21 protein-coding genes are annotated in these 26,790 nt (G+C 59.1%); 14 read left to right on the top strand and 7 right to left on the bottom strand.

Annotated elements, in window-relative coordinates; all coding sequences use genetic code 11:
- Positions 1–71 precede the first annotated feature (71 nt).
- The 3 genes from QRN48_RS02520 to QRN48_RS02510 form a co-directional block, all read right to left on the bottom strand.
- The gene (locus tag QRN48_RS02520; RefSeq protein ID WP_285348686.1) at positions 72–2,882 is read right to left on the bottom strand and encodes an FAD-binding and (Fe-S)-binding domain-containing protein; all 2,811 of its coding nucleotides are present in this window, start codon (positions 2,880–2,882) and stop codon (positions 72–74) included.
- A 73-nt stretch (positions 2,883–2,955) separates the two neighbouring features.
- Positions 2,956–4,101 (bottom strand): FMN-dependent L-lactate dehydrogenase LldD, encoded by a 1,146-nt coding sequence (gene lldD / locus QRN48_RS02515; RefSeq protein WP_285348684.1) that lies wholly within the window; start codon positions 4,099–4,101, stop codon positions 2,956–2,958.
- Between the two features lie 67 nt (positions 4,102–4,168).
- Positions 4,169–5,866 (bottom strand): lactate permease LctP family transporter, encoded by a 1,698-nt coding sequence (locus QRN48_RS02510; protein WP_191942870.1) that lies wholly within the window; start codon positions 5,864–5,866, stop codon positions 4,169–4,171.
- A gap of 417 nt (positions 5,867–6,283) precedes the next feature.
- Here QRN48_RS02510 and QRN48_RS02505 point away from each other — a divergent pair, with 417 nt between their 5' ends.
- Positions 6,284–7,051, top strand: a complete 768-nt coding sequence (locus QRN48_RS02505; RefSeq protein ID WP_191942871.1) for a GntR family transcriptional regulator — start codon at positions 6,284–6,286, stop codon at positions 7,049–7,051.
- Between the two features lie 406 nt (positions 7,052–7,457).
- Here QRN48_RS02505 and smpB read toward each other — a convergent pair whose 3' ends face one another.
- Positions 7,458–7,940, bottom strand: a complete 483-nt coding sequence (smpB, locus tag QRN48_RS02500; RefSeq protein ID WP_037015173.1) for an SsrA-binding protein SmpB — start codon at positions 7,938–7,940, stop codon at positions 7,458–7,460.
- A 128-nt stretch (positions 7,941–8,068) separates the two neighbouring features.
- On the opposite strand from smpB, the gene QRN48_RS02495 reads away from it, so the two are divergent.
- Genes QRN48_RS02495 through QRN48_RS02485 form a run of 3 tightly spaced genes read left to right on the top strand, consistent with a single transcriptional unit; the run spans position 8,069 to position 10,227 of the window.
- Positions 8,069–9,472, top strand: a complete 1,404-nt coding sequence (locus tag QRN48_RS02495; RefSeq protein ID WP_191942872.1) for a sodium-dependent transporter — start codon at positions 8,069–8,071, stop codon at positions 9,470–9,472.
- 7 nt (positions 9,473–9,479) lie between these two features.
- Positions 9,480–9,914, top strand: a complete 435-nt coding sequence (locus QRN48_RS02490) for a type II toxin-antitoxin system RatA family toxin (RefSeq protein ID WP_037015170.1) — start codon at positions 9,480–9,482, stop codon at positions 9,912–9,914.
- The gene (locus QRN48_RS02485) at positions 9,907–10,227 is read left to right on the top strand and encodes an RnfH family protein (RefSeq protein WP_191942873.1); all 321 of its coding nucleotides are present in this window, start codon (positions 9,907–9,909) and stop codon (positions 10,225–10,227) included. The genes QRN48_RS02490 and QRN48_RS02485 overlap by 8 nt, the downstream gene beginning before the upstream one ends.
- A gap of 87 nt (positions 10,228–10,314) precedes the next feature.
- On the opposite strand, the gene QRN48_RS02480 is transcribed toward QRN48_RS02485, so the two are convergent.
- The gene (locus QRN48_RS02480) at positions 10,315–10,839 is read right to left on the bottom strand and encodes an outer membrane protein assembly factor BamE (protein ID WP_037015162.1); all 525 of its coding nucleotides are present in this window, start codon (positions 10,837–10,839) and stop codon (positions 10,315–10,317) included.
- A gap of 98 nt (positions 10,840–10,937) precedes the next feature.
- Between QRN48_RS02480 and fur the strand changes: the two genes are divergently transcribed.
- Entirely contained in the window at positions 10,938–11,345 is a 408-nt protein-coding gene (fur, locus tag QRN48_RS02475; protein WP_037015160.1) for a ferric iron uptake transcriptional regulator, read from the top strand.
- A gap of 49 nt (positions 11,346–11,394) precedes the next feature.
- Here fur and recN read toward each other — a convergent pair whose 3' ends face one another.
- Positions 11,395–13,068 (bottom strand): DNA repair protein RecN, encoded by a 1,674-nt coding sequence (gene recN / locus QRN48_RS02470; RefSeq protein WP_191942874.1) that lies wholly within the window; start codon positions 13,066–13,068, stop codon positions 11,395–11,397.
- Between the two features lie 277 nt (positions 13,069–13,345).
- Here recN and grpE point away from each other — a divergent pair, with 277 nt between their 5' ends.
- The 7 genes from grpE to greA all read left to right on the top strand — a co-directional run bounded on the left by grpE (position 13,346) and on the right by greA (position 23,445).
- A complete protein-coding gene (gene grpE / locus QRN48_RS02465; protein ID WP_037015155.1) occupies positions 13,346–13,912 on the top strand; it encodes a nucleotide exchange factor GrpE in 567 nt (188 codons plus the stop codon).
- 101 nt (positions 13,913–14,013) lie between these two features.
- Positions 14,014–15,933: a molecular chaperone DnaK gene (gene dnaK, locus QRN48_RS02460; RefSeq protein ID WP_191942875.1), complete on the top strand. Its 1,920-nt coding sequence runs from the start codon at positions 14,014–14,016 to the stop codon at positions 15,931–15,933.
- 325 nt (positions 15,934–16,258) lie between these two features.
- A complete protein-coding gene (gene dnaJ / locus QRN48_RS02455) occupies positions 16,259–17,389 on the top strand; it encodes a molecular chaperone DnaJ (RefSeq protein WP_037015149.1) in 1,131 nt (376 codons plus the stop codon).
- A gap of 10 nt (positions 17,390–17,399) precedes the next feature.
- Entirely contained in the window at positions 17,400–18,203 is an 804-nt protein-coding gene (dapB, locus tag QRN48_RS02450) for a 4-hydroxy-tetrahydrodipicolinate reductase (protein ID WP_285348680.1), read from the top strand.
- Positions 18,204–18,491: 288 nt separating this feature from the next.
- On the top strand, positions 18,492–19,628 hold the full coding sequence (carA, locus tag QRN48_RS02445; RefSeq protein ID WP_191942877.1) for a glutamine-hydrolyzing carbamoyl-phosphate synthase small subunit: 1,137 nt from the start codon (positions 18,492–18,494) through the stop codon (positions 19,626–19,628).
- 122 nt (positions 19,629–19,750) lie between these two features.
- On the top strand, positions 19,751–22,972 hold the full coding sequence (gene carB / locus QRN48_RS02440) for a carbamoyl-phosphate synthase large subunit (RefSeq protein ID WP_037015140.1): 3,222 nt from the start codon (positions 19,751–19,753) through the stop codon (positions 22,970–22,972).
- On the top strand, positions 22,969–23,445 hold the full coding sequence (gene greA / locus QRN48_RS02435) for a transcription elongation factor GreA (RefSeq protein ID WP_037015137.1): 477 nt from the start codon (positions 22,969–22,971) through the stop codon (positions 23,443–23,445). The genes carB and greA overlap by 4 nt, the downstream gene beginning before the upstream one ends.
- Before the next feature lie 179 nt (positions 23,446–23,624).
- On the opposite strand, the gene QRN48_RS02430 is transcribed toward greA, so the two are convergent.
- The gene (locus tag QRN48_RS02430) at positions 23,625–23,933 is read right to left on the bottom strand and encodes a YhbY family RNA-binding protein (RefSeq protein ID WP_285348679.1); all 309 of its coding nucleotides are present in this window, start codon (positions 23,931–23,933) and stop codon (positions 23,625–23,627) included.
- Between the two features lie 106 nt (positions 23,934–24,039).
- Here QRN48_RS02430 and rlmE point away from each other — a divergent pair, with 106 nt between their 5' ends.
- Both rlmE and ftsH read left to right on the top strand, forming a co-directional pair.
- Positions 24,040–24,690: a 23S rRNA (uridine(2552)-2'-O)-methyltransferase RlmE gene (gene rlmE, locus QRN48_RS02425; RefSeq protein WP_037015133.1), complete on the top strand. Its 651-nt coding sequence runs from the start codon at positions 24,040–24,042 to the stop codon at positions 24,688–24,690.
- A gap of 189 nt (positions 24,691–24,879) precedes the next feature.
- Positions 24,880–26,790: an ATP-dependent zinc metalloprotease FtsH gene (gene ftsH / locus QRN48_RS02420; protein WP_037015130.1), complete on the top strand. Its 1,911-nt coding sequence runs from the start codon at positions 24,880–24,882 to the stop codon at positions 26,788–26,790.

Below are 26,790 nucleotides of genomic sequence, written 5' to 3'. Positions count from 1 at the left end.
CGATACTGTGAAAAAGCCACGTTGCAGGATGTTGCAGCGTTTTGGCGTCATATCCGCCCCATTTGTGTGCATCAAGCGGATCTTGGTTGAGTGACCCGATCCACGAGATAGACCAGCCCGTGGTAGTCAATCCCTCCGTGTTGGGTGAGGCCGATTTCGCAGGTCCGACTCGTCGAAATACCTTCCTCACAGTACTGAACGGCGTCTTTAAGCGAGCGCAATGCATGGGCGTTGAGTTCTGGCGTGGTGAAGCCTTTGTCTCCGGCAAAGCCGCAGCAATGAATGCCTTCAGGCACGACGACGTTGACGCTGCACATCCGGGCGAGGTCGATGAGCGCCTGGCTCTCACCCAAGTGCTGCGTGCTGCACGTGACGTGGACCGCGACAGCCGCTTGCTGCGGGGTGAACACCAGCTTGTCCAGCAGATGAGTGCGGATGAAGCGCACCGGGTCGTAGAGGTCGAGCCGGGTTTCTTTGAGGTCTTGAACCAGGCGCAAGGTGCACGGGCTGGTGTCGCAGTAGATCGGATCAAGCCCGCCGCGACTGGCCTTGATCAGCGCGGCCAGCAACTGCTGGCGTTTTTCTTCAGCTTGCTGGGGGTAGCCTTTGGACGCGAAAGGCTGGCCGCAGCACAGGTCTTCCTGATCCAGCGGAAAGACGACCTGATAACCCGCTTTCTCCAGGAGGCCACGCGTCTTGTCCATGAGCGACATCTGCTCGCGGTCGCTGGCCGCGGGGCCCATGACACGAGACACGCACGCCGGCAGATAGACCACGCGAGGGCGTTGATCCTCAACTGGCAAGGTGACGCGAATGGCGTTTTCCGGCTGCGGCATGGCCGAGGTCCACTGCGGGACTCGGCCCGAAGTTGCTTTGCTCAACGCGCTGGAAATGCGCGCAAATCTCGGAGCGCCGAGCAGCATGCGTGCGCCATTGGCGGCGTGCAGGCTAAACCGTGCGCCTTGCAGTGCGGTCGAGAAATGCTGCGCAACCCAACTGGCCGCCTTTGTGTGAGTCGCTTGCGCGCCGCGAAGCTTTTTTACCAGTTCGCCCGTGTTGATGCCGACCGGGCAGCGCTGAGCACACAGGCCAGTGGCGGCGCACGTGTCGATGCCCTGGTATTGATAATCGCGCTCCAGCGAAGCGGTGTCAGTGCCCGCACGCTTTTTCGCCTGGATGTCGCGCCACATGACAATCCGCTGTCTTGGACTCAACGTCAGGCCTTTTGACGGACACACCGGCTCGCAGAAACCGCACTCGATGCATTTGTCGATGATCGCATCGGCGGCGGGCATGGGCTTCAGGTGTTTGAGGTGCACCTGCGGGTCATCGCTGAGCACGACGTCCGGGTTCAGGATGCCGGCAGGGTCAAGCAGCCGCTTGAGCTGCCACATCAGCCCGTAGGCTTCGCTGCCCCACTCAAGCTCCACGAAGGGCGCCATGTTGCGGCCGGTCCCATGCTCCGCCTTTAGCGAGCCATTGAATTCGACGGCAACCAGTTGCGTGACGTCGTCCATGAACGCTGAGTAGCGCGCGATTTCCTGCGGGTCGTTGAAACCCTGGGTGAAGACGAAGTGCAGATTGCCCTCCAGCGCGTGACCAAACAGGATCGCTTCGTCGTAGCGGTGTTTTTCAAACAGCTCAATCAGGCGGCGAACGCCCAAGGCCAGATGTTCGACGGGGAAGGTGACGTCTTCGATAATCACCGTGGTGCCGGTCTCACGTACCGCGCCGACGGCGGGAAAGGTGTCCTTACGAATGGCCCAGAGCCGCGCGTTCTCGATCGCGTCTTCGGTGAAATCAACCTGTTTCTCGACCGGGAAATGCGCGATGGACCCCATGATCTGCGCCAGCTGCTCGTGCAGCAAAGGCTGGCTTGCAGCGCGGGCTTCAACTAGCAGCGCACAGGCGCCCTCCGTCAGCTCGCGAACGAACGCCGGCATGCCAGGCTTGTTTTGCACCGAGCGCATGCTGCGTCTATCCAGCAGCTCCACGGCAGACACCGGCTGGGTTTTCAGCACCGTCACGGCGTTGCAGCAGGTTTCGATGTCGGGGAAGACAATCAGCGCGATGGCCTTGTGCGGGTGGTCGGGCACCGTGTTGTACGTAACCGCACTGATAAACCCGAGCGTGCCCTCGGAGCCCACTAGGAGATGACTGAGGATATCGAGCGGTTCATCGAAATCCACCAACGCGTTCAGCGACAAGCCGCAGGTATTTTTCAGACGGTATTTGTGGCGAATTTTTGCGGCCAGATCAGCGTTCGCACGGGTCTCACGCGAAAGCTGTCCAAGACAGTCAAGCAGCTCACCGTGGCTTGCACGAAACGCAGCAACGCTTGCGGCGTCTTCGGTATCAACCCGCGTGCCATCGGCCAGCACCAGACGAATTCCGGCGAGTGTGTGATAGCTGTTCTGGGCCGTGCCGCAGCACATGCCGCTGGAATTGTTGGCGACGATGCCGCCGATTTTCGCTGCATGCATGGACGCGGGGTCGGGGCCGATTTTGCGCCCGAACGGCGCCAGCCAGACGTTGGCCTGGGCGCCGATGACGCCCGGCTGGAGGCGGATCTGCGCGCCTTGCTGGCGTATCTCACGCCCGTTCCAGTTGTCGCCGAGCACGATCAACACCGAATCGCTGATGGCTTGGCCCGACAGGCTGGTGCCCGCCGCACGGAAGGTGACAGGCACTCTCTCGGCCTGCGCCAGCTTGAGCAGCGCCACCACTTCGTCCTCCGACTCCACGCGGATGACCAACTTGGGAATCAGCCGGTAAAAACTCGCGTCAGTGCCAAAAGCCAGCGTCGAGAGCGGATCATCGAAGCGCCGGCCTGCGGGGATGAGTTGCGTCACGCCGGACACAAAAGCGGCGGGCAGGGTCATGCGGTGTTCCTCGTGCGGTCATCACGGTGGCGCTGCGATCTCTTGTGGGTCGCATGCGTGAGGTTTTCTGCGGTCAGGCGCCCAGCTCGCGGACCAGCGAATCGCGCGTGATCTCACTAATGGACTTGGCGCCGGTCAGCACCATGGCCACGCGCATTTCCTTCTCGAACAGATCCAGCAGGTTTTTAACCCCAGCCTCTCCATGGGTCGCCAAGGCATAGATGAACGCGCGGCCGATCAGTACCGTATCGGCACCAAGAGCGATCATGCGCACCACGTCCAGGCCGCTGCGGATGCCGGAGTCGGCCAGAATCTTCAGATCGCCCTTCACCGCATCGGCAATGGCAGGTAAAGCGCGGGCGCTGGACAGCACGCCGTCGAGCTGGCGTCCCCCGTGGTTGGACACGACGATGCCGTCGGCACCGAATTTCACTGCGTCGCGTGCATCGTCCGGGTCAAGAATGCCCTTGATGATCATCGGGCCATCCCAGGAATCGCGAATCCATTCCAGGTCCTGCCACGAGATCGACGGGTCGAAGTTGTTGCCCAGCCAGGCGATGTAATCAGTGAGCCCGGTGGGGTTGCCGCGGTACGCCGACACGTTGCCCAGATCATGCGGACGACCGTTGACACCGACGTCCCACGCCCATTGCGGGTGGGTCATGGCTTGCAGGATGCGGCGCATTGGTCCGCTTTTGCCGCTCATGCCGGAATGCGCGTCGCGGTAACGCGCGCCAGGCACCGGCATGTCGACCGTGAACACCAGCGTCTTGACGCCTGCGGCCTTGGCGCGCTCCAGCGCATTGCGCATGAAGCCCCGGTCTTTCAAAACGTACAACTGAAACCACATGGGACGGTTGATCGCCGGAGCCACTTCTTCAATGGGGCACAGCGACACCGTCGACAAGGTAAACGGAATGCCCTTGGCATCTGCCGCGCGCGCGGCCTGCACCTCGCCACGGCGGGCGTACATTCCACACAGGCCGACCGGCGCCAGCGCCATGGGCATGCTCATCGTTTCACCGAACAGCGTCGTCTCAAGACTCAGCTCGGACATGTTCTTCAGGATGCGCTGGCGCAGGGCGATGCTGGCCAGGTCCGAGACGTTGTGGCGCAGCGTGTGCTCGGCGTAAGCGCCACCGTCAGCGTAATGAAACAGGAAGGGCGGGAGCTTGCGCTGAGCAGCGGCGCGATAGTCAGTGGAGGCAGAAATGATCATGGGATCTCGCAGATGAGTGAGCAAGGCCAGCCGGGTGCGCCAAGCGGCACACCCGGCGCTCGTCTGATTAATGAACCAGCATGCCGGTGAACCAGTACGCCTGTGCATAGGTGATGCAGCCGACGATCGCGGCGAAGAAGATGCTGTGTTTCAGGGTGAAGCGGAACAGGTCGGATTCCTTACCCACTAACCCGGTCGCCGCACAGGCCACTGCGATGGATTGCGGGGAAATCATCTTGCCGGTCACGCCGCCGCTGGAGTTGGCCGCGACCATCAACACGTCGCTGACGCCCAACTGATGCGCGGTGGTCGCCTGCAGCGAGCCAAACAGCGCGTTAGACGAGGTGTCGGAGCCTGTCAGGAACACGCCCAGCCAGCCGAGGAATGGCGAGAAGAACGGGAAGGCGCTGCCGGTGCCGGCGAGTACCAGCGCCAGCGTCGAGGACATCCCGGAATAGTTCATGACGAACGCGAACGCCAGCACCATGCCGATGGACACGATGGCCCAGCGCAATTCGATCAGGGTTTCTTTGAACGTGGTCAGCCCGGTCTTCGGAGCGATGCGCAGGACAATCATCGCCAAAATGGCCGAGATCAGAATCGCACTGCCCGAGGCAGCCAGCAGATCGAACTTGTACACCGCCGGCATGGCCGTCGGGTTGGCCACAATCGGCGCGACCTTCATGACCAGTTGATCCAGATGCGGCACCGGGAAGTTCATGGTCAGCGATTGCAACGGCCCGCCTGCAGCAAACAGCGCCTTGAAGGGCTTCAGCGTCCAGATCGTGACGATGACCGTCAGGATCAGGAAGGGCGACCACGCTTTGATGATGGTGCCTGCCGAGTACGGGGATTTTTTGGTAATGCGCGGCTGACCGAAGCCGCCAGTGCTGCCACCCATGACAGCTGCACCACCTGAGGTGCCAGCGACTTGCGCATCGGCTGCGCGCGCGGGTTGCCATACTTTCAAGAAGAACGTCAGGGCCACAAGGCTGACCAGCGCCGAGGTAATGTCAGGCAGCTCCGGACCGATGAAGTTGGAGGTCAGGAACTGCACGACGGCGAAGCTGCCACCCGCGACGAGTGCTGCCGGCCAAGTCTCTTTGACGCCCTTGACGCCGTCCATCATGAACATCAACCAGAACGGCACGAAGACTGACAGCAGCGGCAATTGACGGCCAGCCATGGCGCCGATCTTGAACGGGTCAAGGCCCGAAACCTGCCCGGCCACGATGATCGGGATACCCAGGGCACCAAACGCCACCGGCGCAGTGTTGGCGATGAGGCAGAGGCCGGCCGCGTACAGCGGGTTCAAACCCAGCCCGACCAGCAGCGCTGCGGTGATCGCGACCGGTGCACCAAAGCCCGCGGCGCCCTCAAGAAAGGCGCCGAAACAGAAGCCAATCAGCAAGACCTGCAGGCGCTGGTCATCGGTGATCGACATGACCGAGCTGCGGATGATCTCGAACTGACCGCTCTTGACGGTGAGTTTGTAGAGAAACACCGCAGCGATGATGATCCACGCGATAGGCCACAAGCCGTACAGGAACCCGTACCCAGCGGACGCGATGGCCATGTCGGCAGGCATCTGGAACGCGAAGATGGCGATCAATACAGCCAGCAACAGCGTTATGGCGCCAGCGAGGTGACCTTTGAGACGGAAGACGGCCAGCGCCAGGAAGAAGAACACGATCGGGATGACAGCCACGAGCGCCGAAAGGCCGAGGCTGCCGAGAGGTGTGTAGAGCTGTTGCCAGGTTTGCATGTATGAGGCCCCTAATTATTTTTGGTTAGGCCCGGTGTCCATGTCTTACGTGCGCGGCTCCTGCAGGTGACAGCCTCGTGTCTGTCTCCCTGTCGGTGCTGACGAACGAGTCGCACAGCTCACCAGCTCAAGCATTCCGCTCTCGGGAATTGCCTGCGGCGGATAGCAGCGGAAGCCGCGCATCGCCGGCATTGTAAATTGGTAATACCAATTTACAATGTCTTGGCGCTAGGTTAGAAGCCTTGCGGAGGGTGTGTCAATTTATGCGGGTTGAACTTTCGTCGGAGCCAGCCCGGTTTTTGCCTGATGGGGCGATTTTTCCTACCGCTGTTGGGTGAATGTCGGATCGCGATCAGCGAGAATACGCGCCCCCTGCCGAGCCATATCGGGGGCAGCGGGATCTGGAGTGAAGGTGTTATGGGGTTTGATCAGGTGCGCCAGCGCCGCTTGTCTGACGATATCGTCGAGCAGTTGGAAAGGATGATTCTGGAAGGCACGTTGCGCGCCGGCGGTCGACTGCCGGCTGAGCGAACGCTGGCAGAGCAGTTCGGGGTCTCGCGCCCGTCGCTGCGCGAAGCCATTCAAAAGCTCACGGCCAAGGGCCTGTTGGTCAGCCGTCAGGGCGGTGGCAACTACGTGGTGGACAGCCTGGGGTCGACGTTCAGCGATCCCTTGCTGCATTTGTTGGAAAGCAGTCCGGACGCCCAGCGAGACTTGTTGGAATTTCGCCACACGCTGGAAGCTTCTTGCGCCTATTACGCAGCCATCAGAGCGACGGATGTGGATCGGCTGCGGCTGCGCGAAGCGTTCGATGCCTTGCAGGATTGCTACAGCCGGGCAGAAGAGGTGAGCAGGGCGGAGGAGGGCGCGGCCGATGCCAATTTCCACCTCGCCATCGCCGAAGCCAGCCACAACGCCGTGCTGCTGCACACCATCCGCGGCCTGTTCGATCTACTGAAGCGCAGCGTGGTCACCAACATCGGTGGCATGTACAAACAGCGCACGGAAACCCGCGACATGCTCATCGATCAGCATCGTGAGCTGTATCTGGCAATCATCGAAGGGCGTGCGGACGATGCTCGGGAGGTCTCGAGCCGTCATTTGCTGTACGTGCAGGAAGTGCTGGAGGAAGTGCGCCAGCAGGTTCAGCGCACCGCGAGGGCTGAGCGACGTAACGGGATGTGATATGCCGGCGGGCCTGCGACCCTAATCGTACTCGGCTACCAAATCTGTAGGAGATCCCCAGTCGTCCAGGCGCCGCGCTGTCGCGCAGCAAACACGATCCCTGTGGGAGTGAGCTTGCTCGCGAAGAAGCCGGTACATCCGACGAATTTTCTCGGGCAGGAATGAAGGCTTCGCGAGCAAGGTGGAGCGCCACCCCGGTCACTCCCATAGTCACTCATCGACCAATGTATCTGCGGCGTGGGCGATGTTCGATGGGAGCCGACTTGCTGGCGAAGCCGTCATGTCTGTCCACATCAGTGACAACTGAAACGGCGAGTTCGCCAGCAAGCCGGCTCCTGCGAATCGCGTATAAATCAGCAGCTCAGCGCGACGGTTCGCCGGGCGTCAAACAAATGATCGAAAGAACTCAATCTTCCTTGCCCTTGTTGCGTACGGCGCGCTGCAACTCACGGTTGGAATCGCGCTCGCGCTCGGTGTCGCGCTTGTCGTATTCCTTCTTGCCTTTGCCCAGCGCAATTTCGCACTTGATCAAGTGCTGCTTCCAGTACAGGGCAAGGGCCACGCAGGCATAGCCTTTTTGCTGAACAGACGTCGTCAGCTTTTCCAGCTCGCGTTTGTTGAGCAGCAATTTGCGGGTACGTGTCGGGTCAGCGATGACGTGGGTACTGGCTGTCGTCAGCGGCGAGATATGGCTACCCATCAGCCAGGCCTCACCGTCCTTGAGCAACACGTAACTGTCTACCAGCTGCACCTTGTTGGCACGCAGGCTTTTTACTTCCCAGCCAGCCAGGACCAGACCGGCCTCGAACTTGTGTTCGATGAAGTAATCGTGACGCGCCTTTTTATTTTGCGCGATGGTCCCTGTGGGATGTTTCTTGAGCTTAGCCATAGGCGACGCATTATAGGGATCAACCTGCGTCTGCGCTACGGGCTCACACCGGAGAAGTTGCGCGCTTGAGCGGGGGGAGTGAATCCCGGACAATGCGCGATCTTTTTTGCGTGTTGGACGTGTCAACGATGTCGACGGACAAGGTTTCTGTACACGGCAGTTGGGCCAGCCGATGGGTGTTTATCCTGGCTGCCACCGGTTCTGCCGTGGGATTGGGGAGCATATGGAAATTCCCCTACATGGTTGGCGTCTACGGCGGCGGTGCGTTCGTGCTGGTGTTTCTGGCGTGCATCGCCCTGATCGGTATTCCGGTGATGATTGCCGAAACGCTGATCGGCCGCCGTTCACGGCAGAGCCCGGCCAACGCGCTGCGCACACTGGCGCTGGAGGCGGGGCACTCTTCAAAGTGGTCATGGGGCGCGTTCGCCGGCATGGTCACTGCGCTGCTGATCCTCTCTTTTTATAGCGTGGTCGGTGGCTGGTCGCTGGAGTACATCATCAATGTAGGGAAGGGCGATTTCAAAGGCGTGTCGCCTGACGGCGTCGGTGCCTATTTCGGTGAGATGATTTCCAATCCGTGGCGCCTGGTCGGCTGGCACACGCTGTTCATGCTGTTGTCGGCGATCACCATCGCCAAGGGTGTCAACGCCGGGCTTGAGCGCAGCTTGCGGATCCTGATGCCATTGCTGTTCGTGCTGATGGTGATTCTGCTGGGCTACAGCCTGACAACCGGGCACTTCATGGAAGGCCTGCATTTCATGTTCGACTTCACGCCCGAGAAGATTCTTGATGGCCTGCTGCCGGCGATGGGGCACGCCTTCTTCTCACTGAGTGTCGGTGTGGGCTCGATCATGATCTACGGCGCTTACATGACCAAGGAAGCCTCCATCAGTGCAACGGTGGTGGGTGTGGCGTTGCTCGACACGTTCGTTTCGCTGCTGGCGGGCATGGCCTTGTTCCCGATTGTGTTCGCCGCAGGGCTGAACCCGAGCGAGGGACCAGGCCTGATGTTCGTCACCTTGCCCTATGCATTTGGTAACGTCGCGTTTGGTACCGTCATGGGCGTGGTGTTTTTTATCCTCGTCGCGGTTGCCGCCTGGAGCTCGGCCATTTCTTTGCTTGAGCCGATGGTTGCGTACCTGGTTGAACGCACAAAAGTGCGCCGCGGCTGGGTGACTTTCTGGCTATCGTTCATCTGCTGGTTCTTCGGATTGGGGACGGTTTTCTCGTTCAATATCTGGAAGCAGGCCAAATTTTTCGTGAACGAAGGCGCCGGGTTTCACCTCTATCAGTGGGGAGCGACGTCGGGGCTGGACTTCTTTGGCGTGATTGATTTCTTCACCTCGCGGATCATGCTGCCGCTGGGTGGATTGTGCTTTGTGGTATTCGCAGGTTGGGTGATGGGACGCGGCGCAGTGCGCGACGAGTTGTCGGTACGCAGCCCGGTCCTGTTCGCTTTAACGTTCTTTTTGATGCGCTATGTGGCGCCGATCGGCATCCTGATTGTTTTTGCCGCTCAGCTTTGGAAATGACGCTGACATGACTACGCATATTCAACGTTCCGCCCTTTTGCCGTATCCCGCTCAGGCGCTGTACGACTTGGTCAACGACGTGAGTCGCTATTCGGAATTCCTGCCGTGGTGCTCCGGCGCCAGCGTGCTTGAGCAGAGTGACACCTCGATGCGTGCGCGCGTTGAGGTGGCGAAAGGTGGCTTGAGCCAGCACTTTGTGACACGCAACACGCTCACACCTGGACAGGTCATCGAGATGAACCTCGAAGAGGGGCCCTTCAGCCAGTTGCATGGCGTCTGGACGTTCAAGGCGCTGAACGAAAAAGCCTGCAAGATCAGCCTGGACCTCTCGTTCGATTACGCTGGCCCGATTGTTCGTGCCACATTGGGCCCGCTGTTCAATCAGGCCGCCAACACCTTGGTCGATGCGTTCTGTCAGCGCGCGAAAGAGCTGCATGGCTGAGACGTCGATACGCGTCGAAGTGGTCTATGCCACTCCCGACCGCCAGGAGTTGCTTGAGCTGGAGGTGCCTCTCGGCACCACAGTTAGGGCTGCCGCCATTCTTTCAGGGATGGCTGAGAGGTTTCCCGAACTGAATCCAGCCCAGTGCCCGCTAGGCGTTTTTGGCCAACTTTTCAGCTCTCCGGAAATCCGAAAGCTGGAAGCCGGCGACAGAGTCGAGATCTACCGGCCACTGCTGGCAGACCCAAAAGAGGTCCGACGGCTGCGTGCGCTCAAGGCCGCTGCGCTGAAAAAGGCCAGTGGCTCGATTTAAACTTTGCATCGACTCGATTGACAGACGTAAAAAAGCCCGGAGATTCCGGGCTTTTTTATACAAGTGATTTCAGCAAAAAATGCTGGATCAGCGTGAGTTCGTGTCGATCGGTTCCTGCGAAGGGACCGGCACTGTTTCGACCTTGTCGACGTCGTTCTGGATTTGTTCCAGCAAGGACCCAGGCTTCGGCGGCTCTTCCTTTGGCGGCTCTGTCCCCTGGTTTTCCGGGGTGACAGTGGTATCGCTGCCCTTGCCGAGGATGGCCTCGTCGCGGCTGACGCCCGGCTTGAAATCGCCGGAAAGGCTGGCCAACTGGTCATTGCCGTTGAAGATCAGGCTGACGCGTTCTTGCTGACGTTCGCCGCCTCCGGGCTGCAGGCTGTACAGGTAGTCCCAGCGCTCAGGGTGGAAAGTGTCGGTCAACAAGGGGTTGCCCATGATAAACCTTACTTGCCGACGGGTCATTCCCGGGCGCAACTGGTCTATCATGTCCTGCGTGACGACATTGCCCTGTTGGATGTCGATTTTATAAACCCCGGGGAATGAACAACCGGCGAGTGCGAGCAGTCCCACGAAGGTGAAACTGGTTAGCAAGAGCTTGGTGTTTTGCATCGGTGGGCGACTTCCACTATCTTGGCTGGGACAACGTAAACCCCGATCATACCTGCATTAAGAGAAGCTGCGAAGCAGCGTCTGCGAGAAAGCTGACCATGGTTGAAAATAGCGAACTACGCAAAGCCGGACTTAAAGTGACCCTGCCGCGGGTCAAGATCCTTCAAATGCTCGATTCTGCAGAGCAGCGCCACATGAGCGCGGAGGACGTCTACAAGGCGCTGATGGAGGCCAATGAAGACGTCGGTCTGGCAACGGTTTACCGGGTTTTGACCCAGTTCGAAGCAGCCGGGTTGGTGGTTCGCCACAACTTCGATGGCGGCCATGCGGTATTCGAACTGGCTGACGGAGGCCACCACGACCATATGGTTAACGTGGAATCCGGTGAGGTTATCGAGTTCTTCGACGAAGAGATCGAGAAACTGCAAAAAGCCATTGTGAGCAAGCACGGCTTTGAGCTGGTGGATCACAATCTGGTGCTCTACGTACGCAAGCAAAAGGTCTAAACCTTTTGTGATGTACGCGAAAGGCGACCCTAGGGTCGCCTTTCTCGTTTCAAGACTTGGACGTGACGACCATCTTCCTGGCGTGAGCCAGTGACTCCTTCGTCAGGTCAATGCCGCCCAGCATGCGCGCCACTTCCTCCACACGCTCATTTTTACTGAGCTTGGACACCGCCGTCCGTGTGGCGTCTGCCTCACGAACCTTGTGCACGAACAAGTGTTGATGTCCCTGCGCCGCGACCTGGGGCAGGTGTGTGACAGTCATCACTTGCCCGCGTTCGCCCAGTCGGCGAAGCAACTGGCCGACGATTTCCGCTGTCGGACCACCGATGCCGACGTCCACTTCGTCAAATACCAGCGTGGGTACTCGCGATGTCTGCGCCGTGATGACCTGGATGGCCAGGCTGATACGTGACAGCTCGCCGCCCGATGCAACTTTCGCCAGGGCTTTGAGCGGTTGGCCGGGGTTTGCACTGACCAGCAGCTCCACCTGTTCCAGGCCATTGGGTGAAAGCTCTTTGTCGACGTTTTCTCGCAGGGCGATGTTGAAGCGGCCGCCGGGCATGCCCAGGCGCTGAATTTCATACTCGACCTTGTGCGCCAGCTCTGGCGCTGCACGGTGACGCAAATCGCTGAGCTCGCGCGCTTTCTCTTGATAATGCCGGGCGTACGAACCGACCTCGTGTTGCAGTCGCTCGATCGCCTCGTCGTTCGCATTGAGGGTTTCGATCTCGTCGAGCAGTTTCTGGTGCAGAGCCGCAACCTCGGTCGGCTGCACGCGATGCTTGCGCGCCAGTGTGTAGATCGTGTCGAGACGCTCTTCAATCTGTTGCAGGCGCGCCGGGTCCGCTTCGAAGCGATCAAGGAAGCGATTGATTTCGCCCACCGCTTCTTCCACCTGAATTTGCGCGCTTGAAAGCAGGTTCGTGGCTTCGTTCAGGGCATCAGGGGTGCTATTCACGCTGCTAAGCCGGTTGAGACTGGCAGTCAGCGCGTTCAAGGCATTGCCGGAGTCGCTTTCGCTGCACAACTCAACCACTTGCCGGCAGATACCCAGCAAGCTCTCGGCGTTGGTCAGCGTGGTGTGTTCCTGCTCGAGGTGCTCAAGCTCTTTTTCACCGAGGCTCAGGCTTTCCAGTTCTTCGAGCTGATAGCTGAGCAGTTGATGCTTGGCGCGCTGTTCGTCCCCGGAGTTGGACAGGCGCTCCAGCTCTTGGCGCGTTTGGCGCCAGCGCTGGGAGGCGAGTTGAACCTGACGGGCGAGTTCGGTCGCGCCTGCGTACTCATCAAGCAAACGCCGATGGGTGTCAGTCTTGAGCAACGACTGATGTTCATGCTGACTGTGAATATCAATAACCAGCTCACCCAGCGCCTTCAGGTCGCCCTGGGGGCAGGGTGTGCCATTGATGTAGGAGCGCGAACGGCCCTCGGCGGTGATGACGCGGCGCAGAATGCAGGGGCCGTCGGTTTCGAGGTCCCGCTCCTTGAGCCATGCGCTCGCTTCCGGGATATCCGACACGTCGAACGTCGCCAGAATATCGGCCTTGTCGGCACCTGGCCTTACCACGCCGCTGTCGGCGCGATCACCCAGCGTAAGGCCGAGCGCGTCGAGCATGATCGACTTGCCAGCCCCGGTTTCCCCGGTGATCACGCTCATGCCGCGATCAAGTTCGAGGTCGAGATGTTCAACGATGGCGTAATTATGTATGGACAGGTGGACCAGCATCAGAGCGGCTCCCAAACAAGTTGTCTGGTTATTTATACAGTGTTTTGGTTTCGGCTGACAATGCCCCGGCTTAGCTCGATTTAGATGGTCACGACCCATTTTTAGCATCTCCCCCGCATTCCGCCAGCCTGCCACCGGGCTCAAATCGTGTCGGAAAATTTGTAGGGTTATTCGGCGTTTCCAGCACGCAAAGCCCTTGAACCGGAAAATTACGGCCCCATATAGCCGGGCAGAGGCGTGAGTTGAGCTCACGGATGTAATTAGAAGGAGAGAATTTATGGCTGACGAACAGAACCCGGATACGCAGGCTCAGGATCAGGCTGGCGACGCTGCGACTTCCCATGAAGACCTGGCAACCCGCGTGCAAGTGCTTGAAGAACAGCTGGCGGCCGCGCAAGACCAGTCGCTGCGCGTGGCTGCGGATCTGCAGAACGTCCGCCGGCGTGCCGAGCAAGACGTCGAAAAAGCGCACAAGTTTGCGCTGGAAAAATTTGCCAGTGACTTGCTGCCGATTGTCGACAGCCTCGAGCGCGGCCTGGATTTGTCGAACCCGGATGACGAGAGCATCCGGCCAATGCGTGAAGGTATCGAACTCACGCTGAAAATGTTTTACGACACCCTCAAGCGCTACAACCTGGAAGCCATTGATCCGCACGGCCAGCCGTTCAACGCCGAGCACCATCAGGCGATGGCGATGCAGGAAAGCGCTGACGTCGAGCCCAACAGCGTGCTCAAGGTGTTCCAGAAGGGTTATCAGCTCAATGGCCGTTTGCTTCGCCCGGCCATGGTTGTGGTCAGCAAGGCGCCATCGCCTGTTTCGCCGTCAATTGACGAGCAGGCTTGAAATTAGCCGAGCGGCCCCCATTTACAGGCCAAGCGTTTAAGAATTACCGCAATTTGTAAACGCAGTTGCGGCAACCAAATTCAGTTTCAGGAGATTCAAGCATGGGCAAGATTATCGGTATCGACCTGGGGACCACCAACTCCTGCGTCTCGGTTCTGGAAAACGGCGTTGCCAAGGTCATCGAGAACGCCGAAGGCGCTCGTACCACCCCGTCGATCATCGCGTACGCCAACGACGGTGAGATCCTCGTCGGTCAGTCGGCCAAGCGTCAGGCTGTCACTAACCCGCACAACACCCTGTACGCGGTGAAGCGTCTGATCGGCCGCAAGTTCGACGAAGAAGTCGTTCAGAAAGACATCAAGATGGTCCCGTACAAAATCGCCAAGGCTGACAATGGCGACGCGTGGGTAGAAGTCAACGGCAAGAAAATGTCCGCTCCTCAGATTTCCGCTGAAATCCTGAAGAAGATGAAGAAGACTGCCGAAGACTACCTCGGCGAGCCTGTCACTGAAGCGGTCATCACCGTTCCTGCTTACTTCAACGACAGCCAGCGTCAGGCCACCAAAGACGCAGGCCGTATTGCCGGCCTGGACGTCAAGCGCATCATCAACGAGCCAACCGCCGCAGCGCTGGCTTACGGTATGGACAAAGCCAAGGGCGACCACACCGTCATCGTTTATGACTTGGGCGGCGGTACGTTCGACGTCTCGGTTATCGAAATCGCCGAAGTTGACGGCGAGCACCAGTTCGAAGTATTGGCCACCAACGGTGACACCTTCCTGGGTGGTGAAGACTTCGACAACCGTCTGATCGACTACCTCGTTGACGAGTTCAAGAAAGAATCTGGCATGAACCTCAAGGGCGACCCCCTTGCCATGCAGCGTCTGAAAGAAGCTGCCGAGAAAGCCAAGATCGAACTGTCGTCCAGCAATTCGACCGACGTAAACCTGCCGTACATCACCGCAGATGCCACCGGTCCAAAGCACCTGAACGTGAAGATCTCCCGCGCCAAGCTGGAATCGCTGGTGGAAGACCTGGTTCAGCGCACCATCGAGCCTTGCCGCATTGCGTTGAAAGACTCCGGTATCGACATCGGCGCTATCAACGACGTCATCCTCGTGGGCGGTCAGACCCGTATGCCGCTGGTGCAGCAGAAGGTCACCGAGTTCTTCGGCAAGGAAGCGCGCAAGGACGTCAACCCTGACGAAGCCGTTGCCATGGGTGCAGCTATCCAGGGCGCGGTACTGGCTGGCGACGTCAAGGACGTTCTGCTGCTGGACGTCAGCCCGCTGACCCTGGGTATCGAAACCATGGGCGGCGTGATGACTGCGCTGATCGAGAAAAACACCACGATTCCTACCAAGAAGTCGCAGGTGTTCTCGACCGCTGATGACAACCAGAGCGCTGTGACCATTCACGTGCTGCAGGGCGAGCGTAAGCAAGCGACCCAGAACAAGTCGCTGGGCAAGTTCGACCTGGCCGAGATTCCACCGGCTCCACGTGGCGTGCCTCAGATCGAAGTGACCTTCGACATCGACGCCAACGGCATTCTGCACGTCGGCGCGAAGGACAAGGCAACTGGCAAGACTCAGTCGATCGTGATCAAGGCCAACTCCGGTCTGTCGGATGAAGAAATCCAGCAGATGATCCGTGACGCTGAAGCCAACTCGGACGAAGACCGCAAGTTCGAAGAGCTGGCATCCGCTCGCAATCAGGGCGACGCGCTGGTTCACTCGACTCGCAAAATGGTCAACGATGCTGGTGACAAGGTCACTGCGGAAGAGAAGACCGCCATCGAAGCTGCAGTGGTTGCACTTGAAGCCGCTGTGAAGGGTGACGACAAGGCTGCCATCGACGCCAGGGTTGAAGAGCTGTCGAAAGTGTCGGCTCCGGTTGCTCAGAAGATGTATGCCGAGCAAGCCGAAAAGCCTGAAGGTGGCGCTCAAGCTGCACAGGAAGAAAGCAAGCCGGCTGATGACGTTGTCGACGCCGAGTTCGAAGAAGTCAAAGACCACAAGTAAGCGCAGGCTCACTTGATCGCCGGTTGACCGCTTCGTTGTGGTCGCTGGTAGGATGTCGCCGCGCGGGAGCTTGCTCCCGCGTTGGCGTGTCTGGAATACCCAAAATTTTTCAAGCACGCGACGCTGTATCGCGGGCTTTGTGGCAAAGCCGGATGCTCCTGCAGTCCGGCTTGTTCAGCCGCTTTTGTTCGGTCGATCCAAGGCCGTCGAACCAAGACCAGGATCGTTGAATTGACGTGAGTTGGGTCCGGGCCTGAAAGGGGCTCAACGAGTTCGGCAGACTCAGGAGGGTCATGTCGGACGTCCTCAAGAGTGCAGAAAATTTATGTCTAAGCGTGATTATTACGAAGTACTGGGTGTCGAGCGCGGCTCCAGCGAGGCAGACCTCAAGAAGGCTTACCGTCGCCTCGCCATGAAATACCACCCTGACCGCAACCCGGGTGACAAGGCATCGGAAGAGGCCTTCAAGGAAGCCAACGAAGCGTACGAAGTGCTTTCCGATGCCAGCAAGCGCGCGGCGTATGACCAGTACGGTCATGCCGGTGTGGACCAGGGCATGGGCGGCGGCGGCTTCGGCGGCGGTGGCGCGAATTTCTCCGACATCTTCGGTGATGTTTTCAGTGATTTCTTCGGCGGTGGCCGTGCTGGCGGCGGTGGTCGTGGCGGCGCTCAGCGTGGCAGCGATCTTCGTTACACCCTTGAGCTCAATCTTGAAGAGGCCGTGCGCGGTACTACCGTCAGCATCCGCGTGCCCACGTTGGTTAACTGCAAACCGTGCGACGGTAGCGGCGCCAAGAAGGGTTCTTCGCCGGTCACCTGCCCAACCTGTGGCGGTATAGGTCAGGTACGCATGCAGCAGGGCTTTTTCTCGGTCCAGCAAACCTGCCCGCGTTGCCACGGCAACGGCAAGATCATCTCCGACCCTTGCGATTCCTGCCATGGCGAAGGCCGCGTCGAAGAGTCCAAAACGTTGTCGGTCAAGGTACCGCCAGGCGTGGACACTGGCGACCGCATCCGTCTCTCGGGCGAAGGCGAAGCCGGGACTCAGGGCGGGCCGACGGGTGATCTGTATGTCGTGATCAATGTGCGTGAACACGCAATCTTCCAGCGTGACGGCAAGCACCTTTATTGCGAAGTTCCGATCAGTTTCACCGACGCTGCATTGGGCGGTGAACTGGAAGTGCCCACGCTGGACGGTCGCGTCAAGTTGAAGATCCCGGAAGGCACGCAAACCGGGAAGCAGTTCCGTTTGCGCGGCAAGGGTGTCGCCCCTGTCCGTGGCGGTGGCGCGGGGGACCTGATGTGCCGCGTTGCGGTTGAGACGCCAGTGAACCTGGGTCGGCGTCAGCGTGAATTGCTCGAAGAGTTCCGTGCATCGCTTGAAGGCGATAGCTCTCATTCGCCGAAAGCCAGCGGTTGGTTTGAAGGTGTGAAGCGTTTCTTCGGCGACCTCTAAGGAGCAGGGCATGCGACGTATTGCTGTGATGGGCGCCGCCGGGCGCATGGGCAAGACATTGATCGAGGCGGTGCAGGCGACGGCGGGAGCCGGCCTGACCGCTGCGGTGGACCGTCCTGACAGTTCGCTGGTTGGTGCCGATGCGGGCGAGTTGGCTGCGCTGGGCCGTATCGGCGTGCCACTGTCGGGTGATCTGGCGAAAGTCGCCGATGAGTTCGATGTGCTTATCGACTTCACTCACCCCTCCGTGACGCTGAAAAATCTCACGTTCTGCCGCAAGGCGGGCAAGGCAATGATCATCGGCACCACCGGTTTCAGTGTCGAAGAGAAGCAGCGTCTTGCCGAGGCAGGAAAGGACATCCCGATTGTGTTCGCGGCAAACTTCAGCGTCGGTGTGAACCTGTGCCTGAAGCTGCTCGACACGGCGGCTCGCGTGCTGGGTGATGACGTCGATATTGAAATCATGGAAGCCCATCACCGGCACAAAGTCGATGCGCCTTCGGGCACTGCGATTCGCATGGGTGAAGTGGTTGCCCAGGCGCTGGGCCGGGATTTGAACGAAGTGGCCGTCTATGGTCGCGAGGGCCAGACCGGCGCGCGCGACCGCAAGACCATCGGCTTCGCTACCGTGCGCGCTGGCGATGTGGTGGGTGATCACACCGTCTTGTTCGCCGCTGATGGCGAGCGCGTGGAAATCACCCACAAGGCGTCAAGCCGGATGACCTTTGCCAAGGGCGCGGTACGTGCCGCTTTGTGGCTTGATGGCAAGGCGCCGGGGCTGTATGACATGCAGGATGTGCTTGATCTGCGTTGAGCCGTTCTGCGGTTTGAAAGTATCCGTCAGCAATGCGGGCAGGTGAGAGGGTTTACCTGTATCCTGCCCGCAGTTACACACCGCTACGCGACGGACCGTCGCAGTCTCCGCCCTCCGGGCATTTTAGCGGTAGATAAAAAAAGCCTCTTTCTGTAAGCTACAGCTTTAGTGTGTCCACTAAAAGCGCGCAGATAATTCTATGAAAAAAGCGGGGTGACGTGTCTATACGTCATTCCGCTTTTTTGCAACCTGCGATCGCCCTTTCAGGCTTTATTACGGGAGGTCTTCTTGACTAAGCCAGCCATACTCGCCCTTGCTGATGGCAGCATTTTTCGCGGCGAAGCCATTGGTGCCGACGGTCAAACCGTTGGCGAAGTGGTGTTCAACACCGCAATGACCGGCTATCAGGAAATTCTTACCGATCCTTCCTATGCCCAGCAAATCGTCACCCTGACTTACCCGCACATCGGCAATACCGGCACGACGCCGGAGGATGCCGAGTCCGACCGCGTTTGGTCGGCGGGCCTGGTGATCCGCGACCTGCCACTGGTGGCGAGCAACTGGCGTAACAAGATGCCTCTGGCTGATTATCTGAAAGCCAACAACACCGTTGCGATCGCCGGCATCGACACCCGCCGCCTGACCCGCATTCTTCGCGAGAAGGGCGCTCAGAACGGTTGCATCATGGCGGGCGACGACATCTCCGAAGAAGCCGCCATCGCGGCGGCGCAAGGTTTTCCAGGCCTGAAGGGCATGGACCTCGCCAAAGAGGTCAGCACCAAGAAGACCTACGAGTGGCGCAACACGATCTGGAACCTGCAGTCCGACAGCTGCCCTGAAATTGCCGCAGCAGACTTGAAATACCATGTCGTCGCCTGGGACTACGGCGTCAAGCTGAACATCCTGCGCATGCTCGTCGAGCGCGGTTGCCGAGTGACAGTCGTCCCTGCGCAAACCCCGGCCAGTGAAGTGCTTGCGCTCAAGCCCGATGGCATCTTCCTCTCCAACGGCCCTGGTGATCCGGAGCCTTGCGACTATGCCATTCAGGCGATCAAGGATGTGCTGGAGACCGATACCCCGGTGTTCGGTATTTGCCTGGGTCACCAGTTGCTGGCACTCGCGTCCGGCGCACAGACCATCAAGATGGATCTGGGCCACCATGGCGCTAACCACCCTGTTCAGGACCTGGACTCGGGCGTCGTCATGATTACCAGCCAGAACCACGGTTTTGCAGTGGACGAAGCGACGTTGCCGAGCAACCTGCGCGCCATTCACAAGTCGCTGTTTGACGGTAGCCTGCAAGGCATCGAGCGTACCGACAAGGACGCCTTCAGCTTCCAGGGCCACCCCGAGGCGAGCCCGGGCCCGACTGACGTCGCCCCGTTGTTTGATCGCTTTATCACAGCCATGGACAAGCGCCGCTAACGCTGCCTTGCGACTGTAGCGAGCAGGTGACCGCGGCGGACCGGACCAGATCCGACAGCCCGCCCGGCACCTGAGATGTTCAAGACGGCTTGCCGACTGACACAGGATTCGAGTGACAACCCATGCCAAAACGTACAGACATTAAAAGCATCCTGATTCTTGGCGCTGGCCCGATCGTAATCGGCCAGGCTTGTGAATTCGACTACTCCGGCGCCCAGGCCTGCAAGGCACTGCGCGAAGAGGGTTACCGCGTCATTCTGGTCAACTCCAATCCGGCCACCATCATGACCGACCCGGCCATGGCGGACGCGACGTACATCGAGCCGATCAAATGGGCGACCGTTGCCAAGATCATCGAGAAGGAACGCCCGGATGCGCTGCTGCCTACCATGGGCGGTCAGACTGCGCTGAACTGCGCACTGGACCTTGAGCGCGAAGGCATCCTGGAGAAATTCGGCGTTGAGATGATCGGCGCCAATGCCGACACCATCGACAAGGCCGAGGACCGCTCCCGTTTCGACAAGGCGATGAAGTCCATCGGCCTGGCGTGCCCTCGCTCCGGTATTGCGCACAGCATGGAAGAGGCCAATGCGGTCCTCGAAAAGCTGGGCTTTCCATGCATCATCCGTCCGTCCTTCACCATGGGCGGCACCGGTGGCGGTATCGCCTATAACCGTGAAGAGTTCGAAGAAATCTGCGCGCGCGGTCTGGATCTTTCACCGACCAAAGAGCTGCTGATCGACGAATCGCTGATCGGCTGGAAAGAATACGAAATGGAAGTTGTCCGCGACAAAAAGGACAACTGCATCATCGTCTGCTCCATCGAAAACTTCGACCCGATGGGCGTTCACACCGGCGACTCCATCACCGTTGCGCCGGCCCAGACCCTGACCGACAAGGAATATCAGATCCTGCGCAACGCCTCCCTGGCGGTCCTGCGTGAGATCGGGGTTGAAACCGGCGGCTCGAACGTTCAGTTCGGTATCTGCCCGGACACCGGGCGTATGGTTGTCATCGAGATGAACCCGAGGGTTTCGCGTTCGTCGGCGCTGGCCTCCAAAGCAACGGGTTTCCCGATTGCCAAAGTCGCGGCCAAGCTCGCTGTCGGGTACACGCTTGATGAGTTGCAGAACGACATCACCGGCGGCAAGACCCCAGCTTCGTTCGAGCCATCCATCGATTACGTTGTCACCAAGCTGCCGCGCTTCGCCTTCGAAAAATTCGCCAAGGCCGACGCTCGCCTGACCACTCAGATGAAGTCGGTCGGCGAAGTCATGGCGATCGGCCGCACGTTCCAGGAGTCCCTGCAGAAAGCCTTGCGCGGCCTGGAAGTGGGTGTCAGCGGCCTCGATCCGAAGCTGGACCTGAGCAATCCGGAAAGCATGAGCATTCTCAAGCGCGAGCTGACCGTTCCGGGTGCCGAGCGCATTTGGTACGTCGCCGATGCGTTCCGCGCCGGCATGACGGTCGAGCAGATTTTCGGCATGAACATGATCGATCCCTGGTTCCTGGTGCAGATCGAAGACCTGATCAAGGATGAGGAAAAGGTCAAAACTCTAGGGCTGTCGGCCATTGATCGCGATCTCATGTATCGCCTCAAGCGCAAAGGCTTCTCCGATGCACGCCTGGCCAAGCTGCTGGGTGTGACCGAGAAAAACCTGCGCACTCACCGCCACAAGCTGGACGTGCTCCCGGTTTACAAGCGTGTCGACACTTGCGCCGCCGAGTTCTCCACCGATACCGCGTACATGTACTCCACGTACGAGGAAGAGTGCGAAGCCAACCCGTCGACCCGCGACAAAATCATGATTTTGGGCGGCGGTCCGAACCGTATTGGCCAAGGCATCGAGTTCGACTACTGCTGCGTTCACGCTGCGCTGGCGCTGCGTGAAGACGGGTACGAGACCATCATGGTCAACTGCAACCCGGAAACCGTTTCGACCGACTACGACACCTCTGACCGTCTCTACTTCGAGCCAGTGACACTGGAAGATGTGCTTGAAATCGTGCGCGTCGAGAAGCCGAAAGGCGTGATCGTCCAGTACGGCGGCCAGACCCCATTGAAACTGGCCCGCGCTCTGGAAGCCGCAGGCGTGCCAATCATCGGCACCAGCCCGGACGCCATTGACCGTGCAGAAGACCGTGAGCGCTTCCAGCAGATGGTCGAGCGGTTGAATCTGCGTCAACCGCCTAACGCTACCGTGCGCAGCGAAGACGAGGCCATTCGTGCAGCGGCGAAGATCGGCTACCCGTTGGTGGTCCGTCCGTCTTACGTGCTGGGCGGTCGTGCGATGGAAATCGTCTACGAAGAAGACGAGCTCAAGCGTTATCTGCGTGAAGCGGTTCAAGTGTCCAACGACAGCCCGGTGCTGCTGGACCACTTCCTGAACTGCGCAATCGAAATGGACGTTGATGCCGTCTGCGATGGCACCGATGTGGTCATTGGCGCAATCATGCAGCACATCGAACAGGCAGGCGTTCACTCAGGTGACTCGGCGTGCTCGCTGCCGCCGTATTCGCTGCCGGCTCATATCCAGGACGAGATGCGTGACCAGGTCAAGAAGATGGCCCTGGAGCTCGGCGTTGTCGGTTTGATGAACGTCCAGTTGGCCTTGCAGGGCGAGGACATCTACGTCATCGAGGTCAACCCGCGCGCATCGCGTACGGTGCCGTTCGTGTCGAAGTGCATCGGTGTCTCGCTGGCGATGATTGCCGCCCGCGTCATGGCAGGCAAAACTCTGAAAGAGCTGGGCTTCACCAAAGAAATCATTCCGAATTTCTACAGCGTTAAAGAGGCGGTATTCCCGTTCGCCAAGTTCCCGGGCGTTGACCCGATCCTTGGCCCGGAAATGAAATCGACCGGCGAAGTGATGGGTGTGGGTGACACCTTCGGCGAAGCGTTCGCCAAGGCCCAGATGGGCGCCAGCGAAGTGTTGCCTACAGGCGGCACTGCCTTCATCAGCGTGCGTGACGACGACAAGCCGCTCGTGGCCGGTGTGGCGCGCAGTCTGATCGAGCTCGGCTTCGAAATCGTTGCAACGGCTGGAACTGCACGTTTGATTGAAGAAGCGGGCCTGAAGGTCCGTCGCGTCAACAAGGTGACCGAAGGGCGTCCGCATGTGGTCGACATGATCAAGAATGACGAAGTCACTTTGATCATCAACACCACCGAAGGTCGCCAATCGATCGCGGATTCTTATTCCATCCGCCGTAACGCCTTGCAGCACAAGATTTATTGCACCACCACCATTGCTGCGGGCGAGGCTATCTGTGAAGCGCTGAAATTCGGTCCGGAAAAGACCGTACGCCGCTTGCAGGATCTACACGCAGGGCTCAAAGCATGATCAAGTATCCAATGACAGTTCAGGGCGCTCGCGCCCTGGAAGAAGAACACGCACACCTGACCAAAGTCGTGCGTCCCAAGCTTAGCCAGGACATCGGGACTGCACGCGAGCTGGGCGATCTCAAGGAAAACGCCGAATACCATGCAGCCCGCGAACAGCAGGGCATGGTCGAGGCGCGTATTCGTGATATCGAGGGGCGAATTCAGAACCAGGTGATTATCGACGTCACCACGATCCCTCACACGGGCAAAGTGATTTTTGGCACGACCGTCGAAATCGCCAACGTGGAGACAGATGACCGCGTCACCTATCACATCGTGGGTGAGGACGAAGCTGACTTCAAACTGGGGAAGATATCGGTCGGTTCGCCGTTGGCCCGAGCGTTGATTGGCAAAGAAGAAGGCGACGTGGTGGCTGTCAAAACGCCAAGCGGCGTCATCGAGTACGAGATCGTGGAAGTGCGCCACGTGTGACCAGCAGCACCCGCCTGGTGTGGGGGCTGACTCAGCCCGCCAGGGAGGCTCGTTGATTGAGCCTCCCCGGCGACACGCTGTTGGTATGGGTTACGACTCATCCATGTCGATGAAAGCCGGGTCGAACAGGTCGGTACCCAAAGGCGCATTACCCAGTAGCGTGGCCGGACCCGATAGGGTCAATTGAAGCGGTGTACGTTCGAAAGCTGCTTGTTGACCTTCGGGTTCTTGCGGTAGATCAGCGCCATTTTGCCGATGACCTGTACCAGATCGGCCTTACCGGCCTTGCACAACTCGGCAACGGCGCCGAGGCGGCTTTCGCGATCAAGGATGTTGAGCTTGATCTTGATTAGCTCGTGATCACCCAGCGCGCGCTCCAGTTCGGCCAGCACACCTTCAGTCAGACCATTGTCCGCCACGATCAACACCGGTTTCAGATGGTGGCCAATGGATTTGTATTGTTTCTTCTGCTCTTGAGTGAGCGGCATAATCTGACCTCTGCGTCTGATCTGTAAAAAGCGGCGGCCAGTTTACCCGAGCGAGTCCGGGATCGCCCGGTTAATCGCGAGTCGTCCTAATTTTTTGAGGTGCTCCGTGGCACGTTCCAAAACCAGCCATAACTGGCTTAAAGAACACTTCGACGACAAGTACGTCAAAATGGCGCAGAAGGACGGCTACCGTTCCCGTGCCAGCTACAAGCTGCTTGAGATCCAGGAGAAGGACAAGATCATTCGCCCCGGTATGACCGTCATCGACCTCGGCGCTGCGCCGGGTGGGTGGTCCCAAGTGACCAGTCGTCTGATTGGTGGGCAGGGCCGACTGATCGCTTCAGACATCCTTGAGATGGACAGCATCCCTGATGTGACCTTCATTCAGGGTGATTTCACCGAGGATGCCGTGCTCGCCCAGATTCTTGAGGCGGTCGGTAATACGCAAGTGGACCTTGTGATTTCCGACATGGCCCCCAATATGAGTGGATTGAGCGCTGTTGATATGCCGCGCGCCATGTTCCTCTGTGAGCTGGCGCTGGATCTGGCAGGTCGCGTCTTACGTCCAGGTGGTGATTTCCTCATCAAGGTCTTTCAGGGTGAGGGCTTTGACGTATACCACAAAGACATCCGCAAGCTGTTTGACAAGGTGCAGATGCGCAAGCCGTTGTCATCGCGGGACCGTTCGAGAGAGCAGTATCTGTTGGGTCGCGGTTTTCGTGGCATTGAAGGATCGGCAAGCGATGAGCGCCTTTGAATAAGCGATAGCTTTTTTCAAATGGCTTTATCAAGGGAGCGTAACCAACATCGTGTAGTCAAAGTTTCACAAAGGGTTACAGACGCCGCCTGCCACGCCTGTAGGATCTGTAGTAAGTTAGGCCGGTGAATATCATGCGAGGCACGCTCCAGCGTGGAGCTTGCTTCAGAGGGTAGCTAATTGAACGATATGGCAAAGAATTTGATCCTGTGGTTGATCATCGCAGCAGTCCTTGTGACCGTGATGAACAACTTCTCCAGTCCTAACGAGCCACAGACCCTCAACTATTCCGAATTCATCCAGCAGGTGAAGGACGGCAAGGTAGAGAAGGTTGCCGTTGACGGCTATGTCATCACTGGCAAGCGCAGCGATGGCGACTCCTTCAAGACCATCCGACCTGCCATCCAGGATAACGGCCTGATTGGTGATCTGGTTGATAACAACGTGGTGATCGAAGGCAAGCAGCCAGAACAGCAGAGCATCTGGACTCAGCTTCTGGTCGCCAGCTTCCCGATCCTCGTGATTATTGCCGTGTTCATGTTCTTCATGCGCCAGATGCAAGGCGGAGCGGGCGGCAAAGGCGGCCCGATGAGCTTCGGCAAGAGCAAGGCGCGGCTTTTATCCGAAGATCAGGTCAAGACTACGCTGGCCGACGTCGCCGGTTGCGACGAAGCCAAGGAAGAAGTGGGCGAGCTGGTTGAGTTTCTGCGCGACCCGGGCAAGTTCCAGCGACTGGGTGGTCGCATCCCGCGCGGTGTGCTCATGGTCGGCCCGCCTGGTACCGGTAAAACGCTGCTGGCCAAAGCCATCGCCGGTGAGGCCAAGGTGCCGTTCTTCACGATCTCCGGGTCCGATTTCGTCGAGATGTTCGTGGGTGTCGGTGCAAGCCGAGTCCGTGACATGTTTGAACAAGCCAAGAAGCACGCGCCCTGCATTATCTTCATCGACGAGATCGACGCAGTAGGTCGCCATCGCGGTGCCGGCATGGGCGGCGGTCATGACGAGCGTGAGCAGACTCTTAACCAGTTGCTGGTAGAGATGGACGGCTTCGAGATGAATGACGGCATTATCGTCATCGCCGCGACCAACCGCCCAGACGTTCTTGACCCTGCTCTGCTGCGGCCTGGTCGCTTCGACCGCCAGGTTGTTGTGGGCTTGCCCGACATTCGCGGTCGTGAACAAATCCTTAAAGTACACATGCGCAAAGTGCCAATGGGCGATGATGTCCAGCCGGGCGTGATCGCGCGCGGGACGCCTGGCTTCTCGGGTGCTGACCTGGCTAACCTGGTGAACGAGGCGTCGCTGTTCGCGGCTCGGACGGGTAAGCGTATTGTCGAGATGAAAGAGTTCGAGCTCGCCAAAGACAAAATCATGATGGGCGCCGAGCGCAAATCGATGGTGATGTCGGACAAAGAGAAACGCAACACGGCCTATCACGAGGCAGGTCACGCTATCGTGGGGCGTGTGGTCCCTGAGCATGATCCGGTCTACAAGGTTTCGATCATTCCACGTGGCCGTGCTCTCGGCGTGACGATGTTCCTGCCGGAAGAAGACCGCTACAGCTTGTCGAAACGTGCACTGATCAGCCAGATCTGCTCGCTGTATGGCGGGCGCATCGCGGAAGAAATGACTCTGGGCTTTGATGGCGTCACCACGGGTGCTTCCAACGACATCATGCGTGCCAGTCAGATCGCCCGGAATATGGTTACCAAGTGGGGGTTGTCCGAAAAACTCGGTCCGTTGATGTACTCGGATGAAGAAGAGGGCGGCTACCTGGGTCGTGGCGGTGGTGGGCAGAACGCCAGCCTTTCAGGTGACACCGCGCGTTTGATCGACTCCGAAGTTCGCAGCATCATTGATCAGTGCTACGGCACCGCCCGGCAGATCCTCACTGACAACCGTGAGAAGCTGGACGCCATGGCTGACGCGTTGATGAAGTACGAGACAATCGACGCCGAGCAGATCGACGACATCATGGCAGGGCGTACGCCTCGTGAACCTCGCGACTGGGAAGGTGGTTCCGGAGATTCAGGGACACCCATCGCGCCAGTGGGTCCGCGTCCGGAATCGCCCATTGGTGGCCCTGCCGCTGAACACTAA

Origin of the sequence: Pseudomonas sp. ME-P-057 (assembly GCF_030208975.1) — a bacterium.
Lineage (GTDB): Bacteria > Pseudomonadota > Gammaproteobacteria > Pseudomonadales > Pseudomonadaceae > Aquipseudomonas > Aquipseudomonas lutea.
The sequence above is the reverse complement of the archived record's forward strand: the minus strand, read 5'-3'. Positions and strand labels throughout refer to the sequence as shown.

Coding starts and splice junctions, on each gene's coding strand:
- QRN48_RS02490 (WP_037015170.1), top strand. CDS start 9,480: ATGACTACGCATATTCAACGTTCCGCCCTTTTGCCGTATCCCGCTCAG.
- smpB (WP_037015173.1), bottom strand. CDS start 7,940: ATGGCTAAGCTCAAGAAACATCCCACAGGGACCATCGCGCAAAATAAA.
- QRN48_RS02520 (WP_285348686.1), bottom strand. CDS start 2,882: ATGACCCTGCCCGCCGCTTTTGTGTCCGGCGTGACGCAACTCATCCCC.
- grpE (WP_037015155.1), top strand. CDS start 13,346: ATGGCTGACGAACAGAACCCGGATACGCAGGCTCAGGATCAGGCTGGC.
- lldD (WP_285348684.1), bottom strand. CDS start 4,101: ATGATCATTTCTGCCTCCACTGACTATCGCGCCGCTGCTCAGCGCAAG.
- QRN48_RS02485 (WP_191942873.1), top strand. CDS start 9,907: ATGGCTGAGACGTCGATACGCGTCGAAGTGGTCTATGCCACTCCCGAC.
- QRN48_RS02430 (WP_285348679.1), bottom strand. CDS start 23,933: ATGCCGCTCACTCAAGAGCAGAAGAAACAATACAAATCCATTGGCCAC.
- dnaK (WP_191942875.1), top strand. CDS start 14,014: ATGGGCAAGATTATCGGTATCGACCTGGGGACCACCAACTCCTGCGTC.
- ftsH (WP_037015130.1), top strand. CDS start 24,880: ATGGCAAAGAATTTGATCCTGTGGTTGATCATCGCAGCAGTCCTTGTG.
- greA (WP_037015137.1), top strand. CDS start 22,969: ATGATCAAGTATCCAATGACAGTTCAGGGCGCTCGCGCCCTGGAAGAA.
- QRN48_RS02510 (WP_191942870.1), bottom strand. CDS start 5,866: ATGCAAACCTGGCAACAGCTCTACACACCTCTCGGCAGCCTCGGCCTT.
- QRN48_RS02480 (WP_037015162.1), bottom strand. CDS start 10,839: ATGCAAAACACCAAGCTCTTGCTAACCAGTTTCACCTTCGTGGGACTG.
- QRN48_RS02505 (WP_191942871.1), top strand. CDS start 6,284: ATGGGGTTTGATCAGGTGCGCCAGCGCCGCTTGTCTGACGATATCGTC.
- fur (WP_037015160.1), top strand. CDS start 10,938: ATGGTTGAAAATAGCGAACTACGCAAAGCCGGACTTAAAGTGACCCTG.
- QRN48_RS02495 (WP_191942872.1), top strand. CDS start 8,069: ATGTCGACGGACAAGGTTTCTGTACACGGCAGTTGGGCCAGCCGATGG.
- dapB (WP_285348680.1), top strand. CDS start 17,400: ATGCGACGTATTGCTGTGATGGGCGCCGCCGGGCGCATGGGCAAGACA.
- carB (WP_037015140.1), top strand. CDS start 19,751: ATGCCAAAACGTACAGACATTAAAAGCATCCTGATTCTTGGCGCTGGC.
- recN (WP_191942874.1), bottom strand. CDS start 13,068: ATGCTGGTCCACCTGTCCATACATAATTACGCCATCGTTGAACATCTC.
- dnaJ (WP_037015149.1), top strand. CDS start 16,259: ATGTCTAAGCGTGATTATTACGAAGTACTGGGTGTCGAGCGCGGCTCC.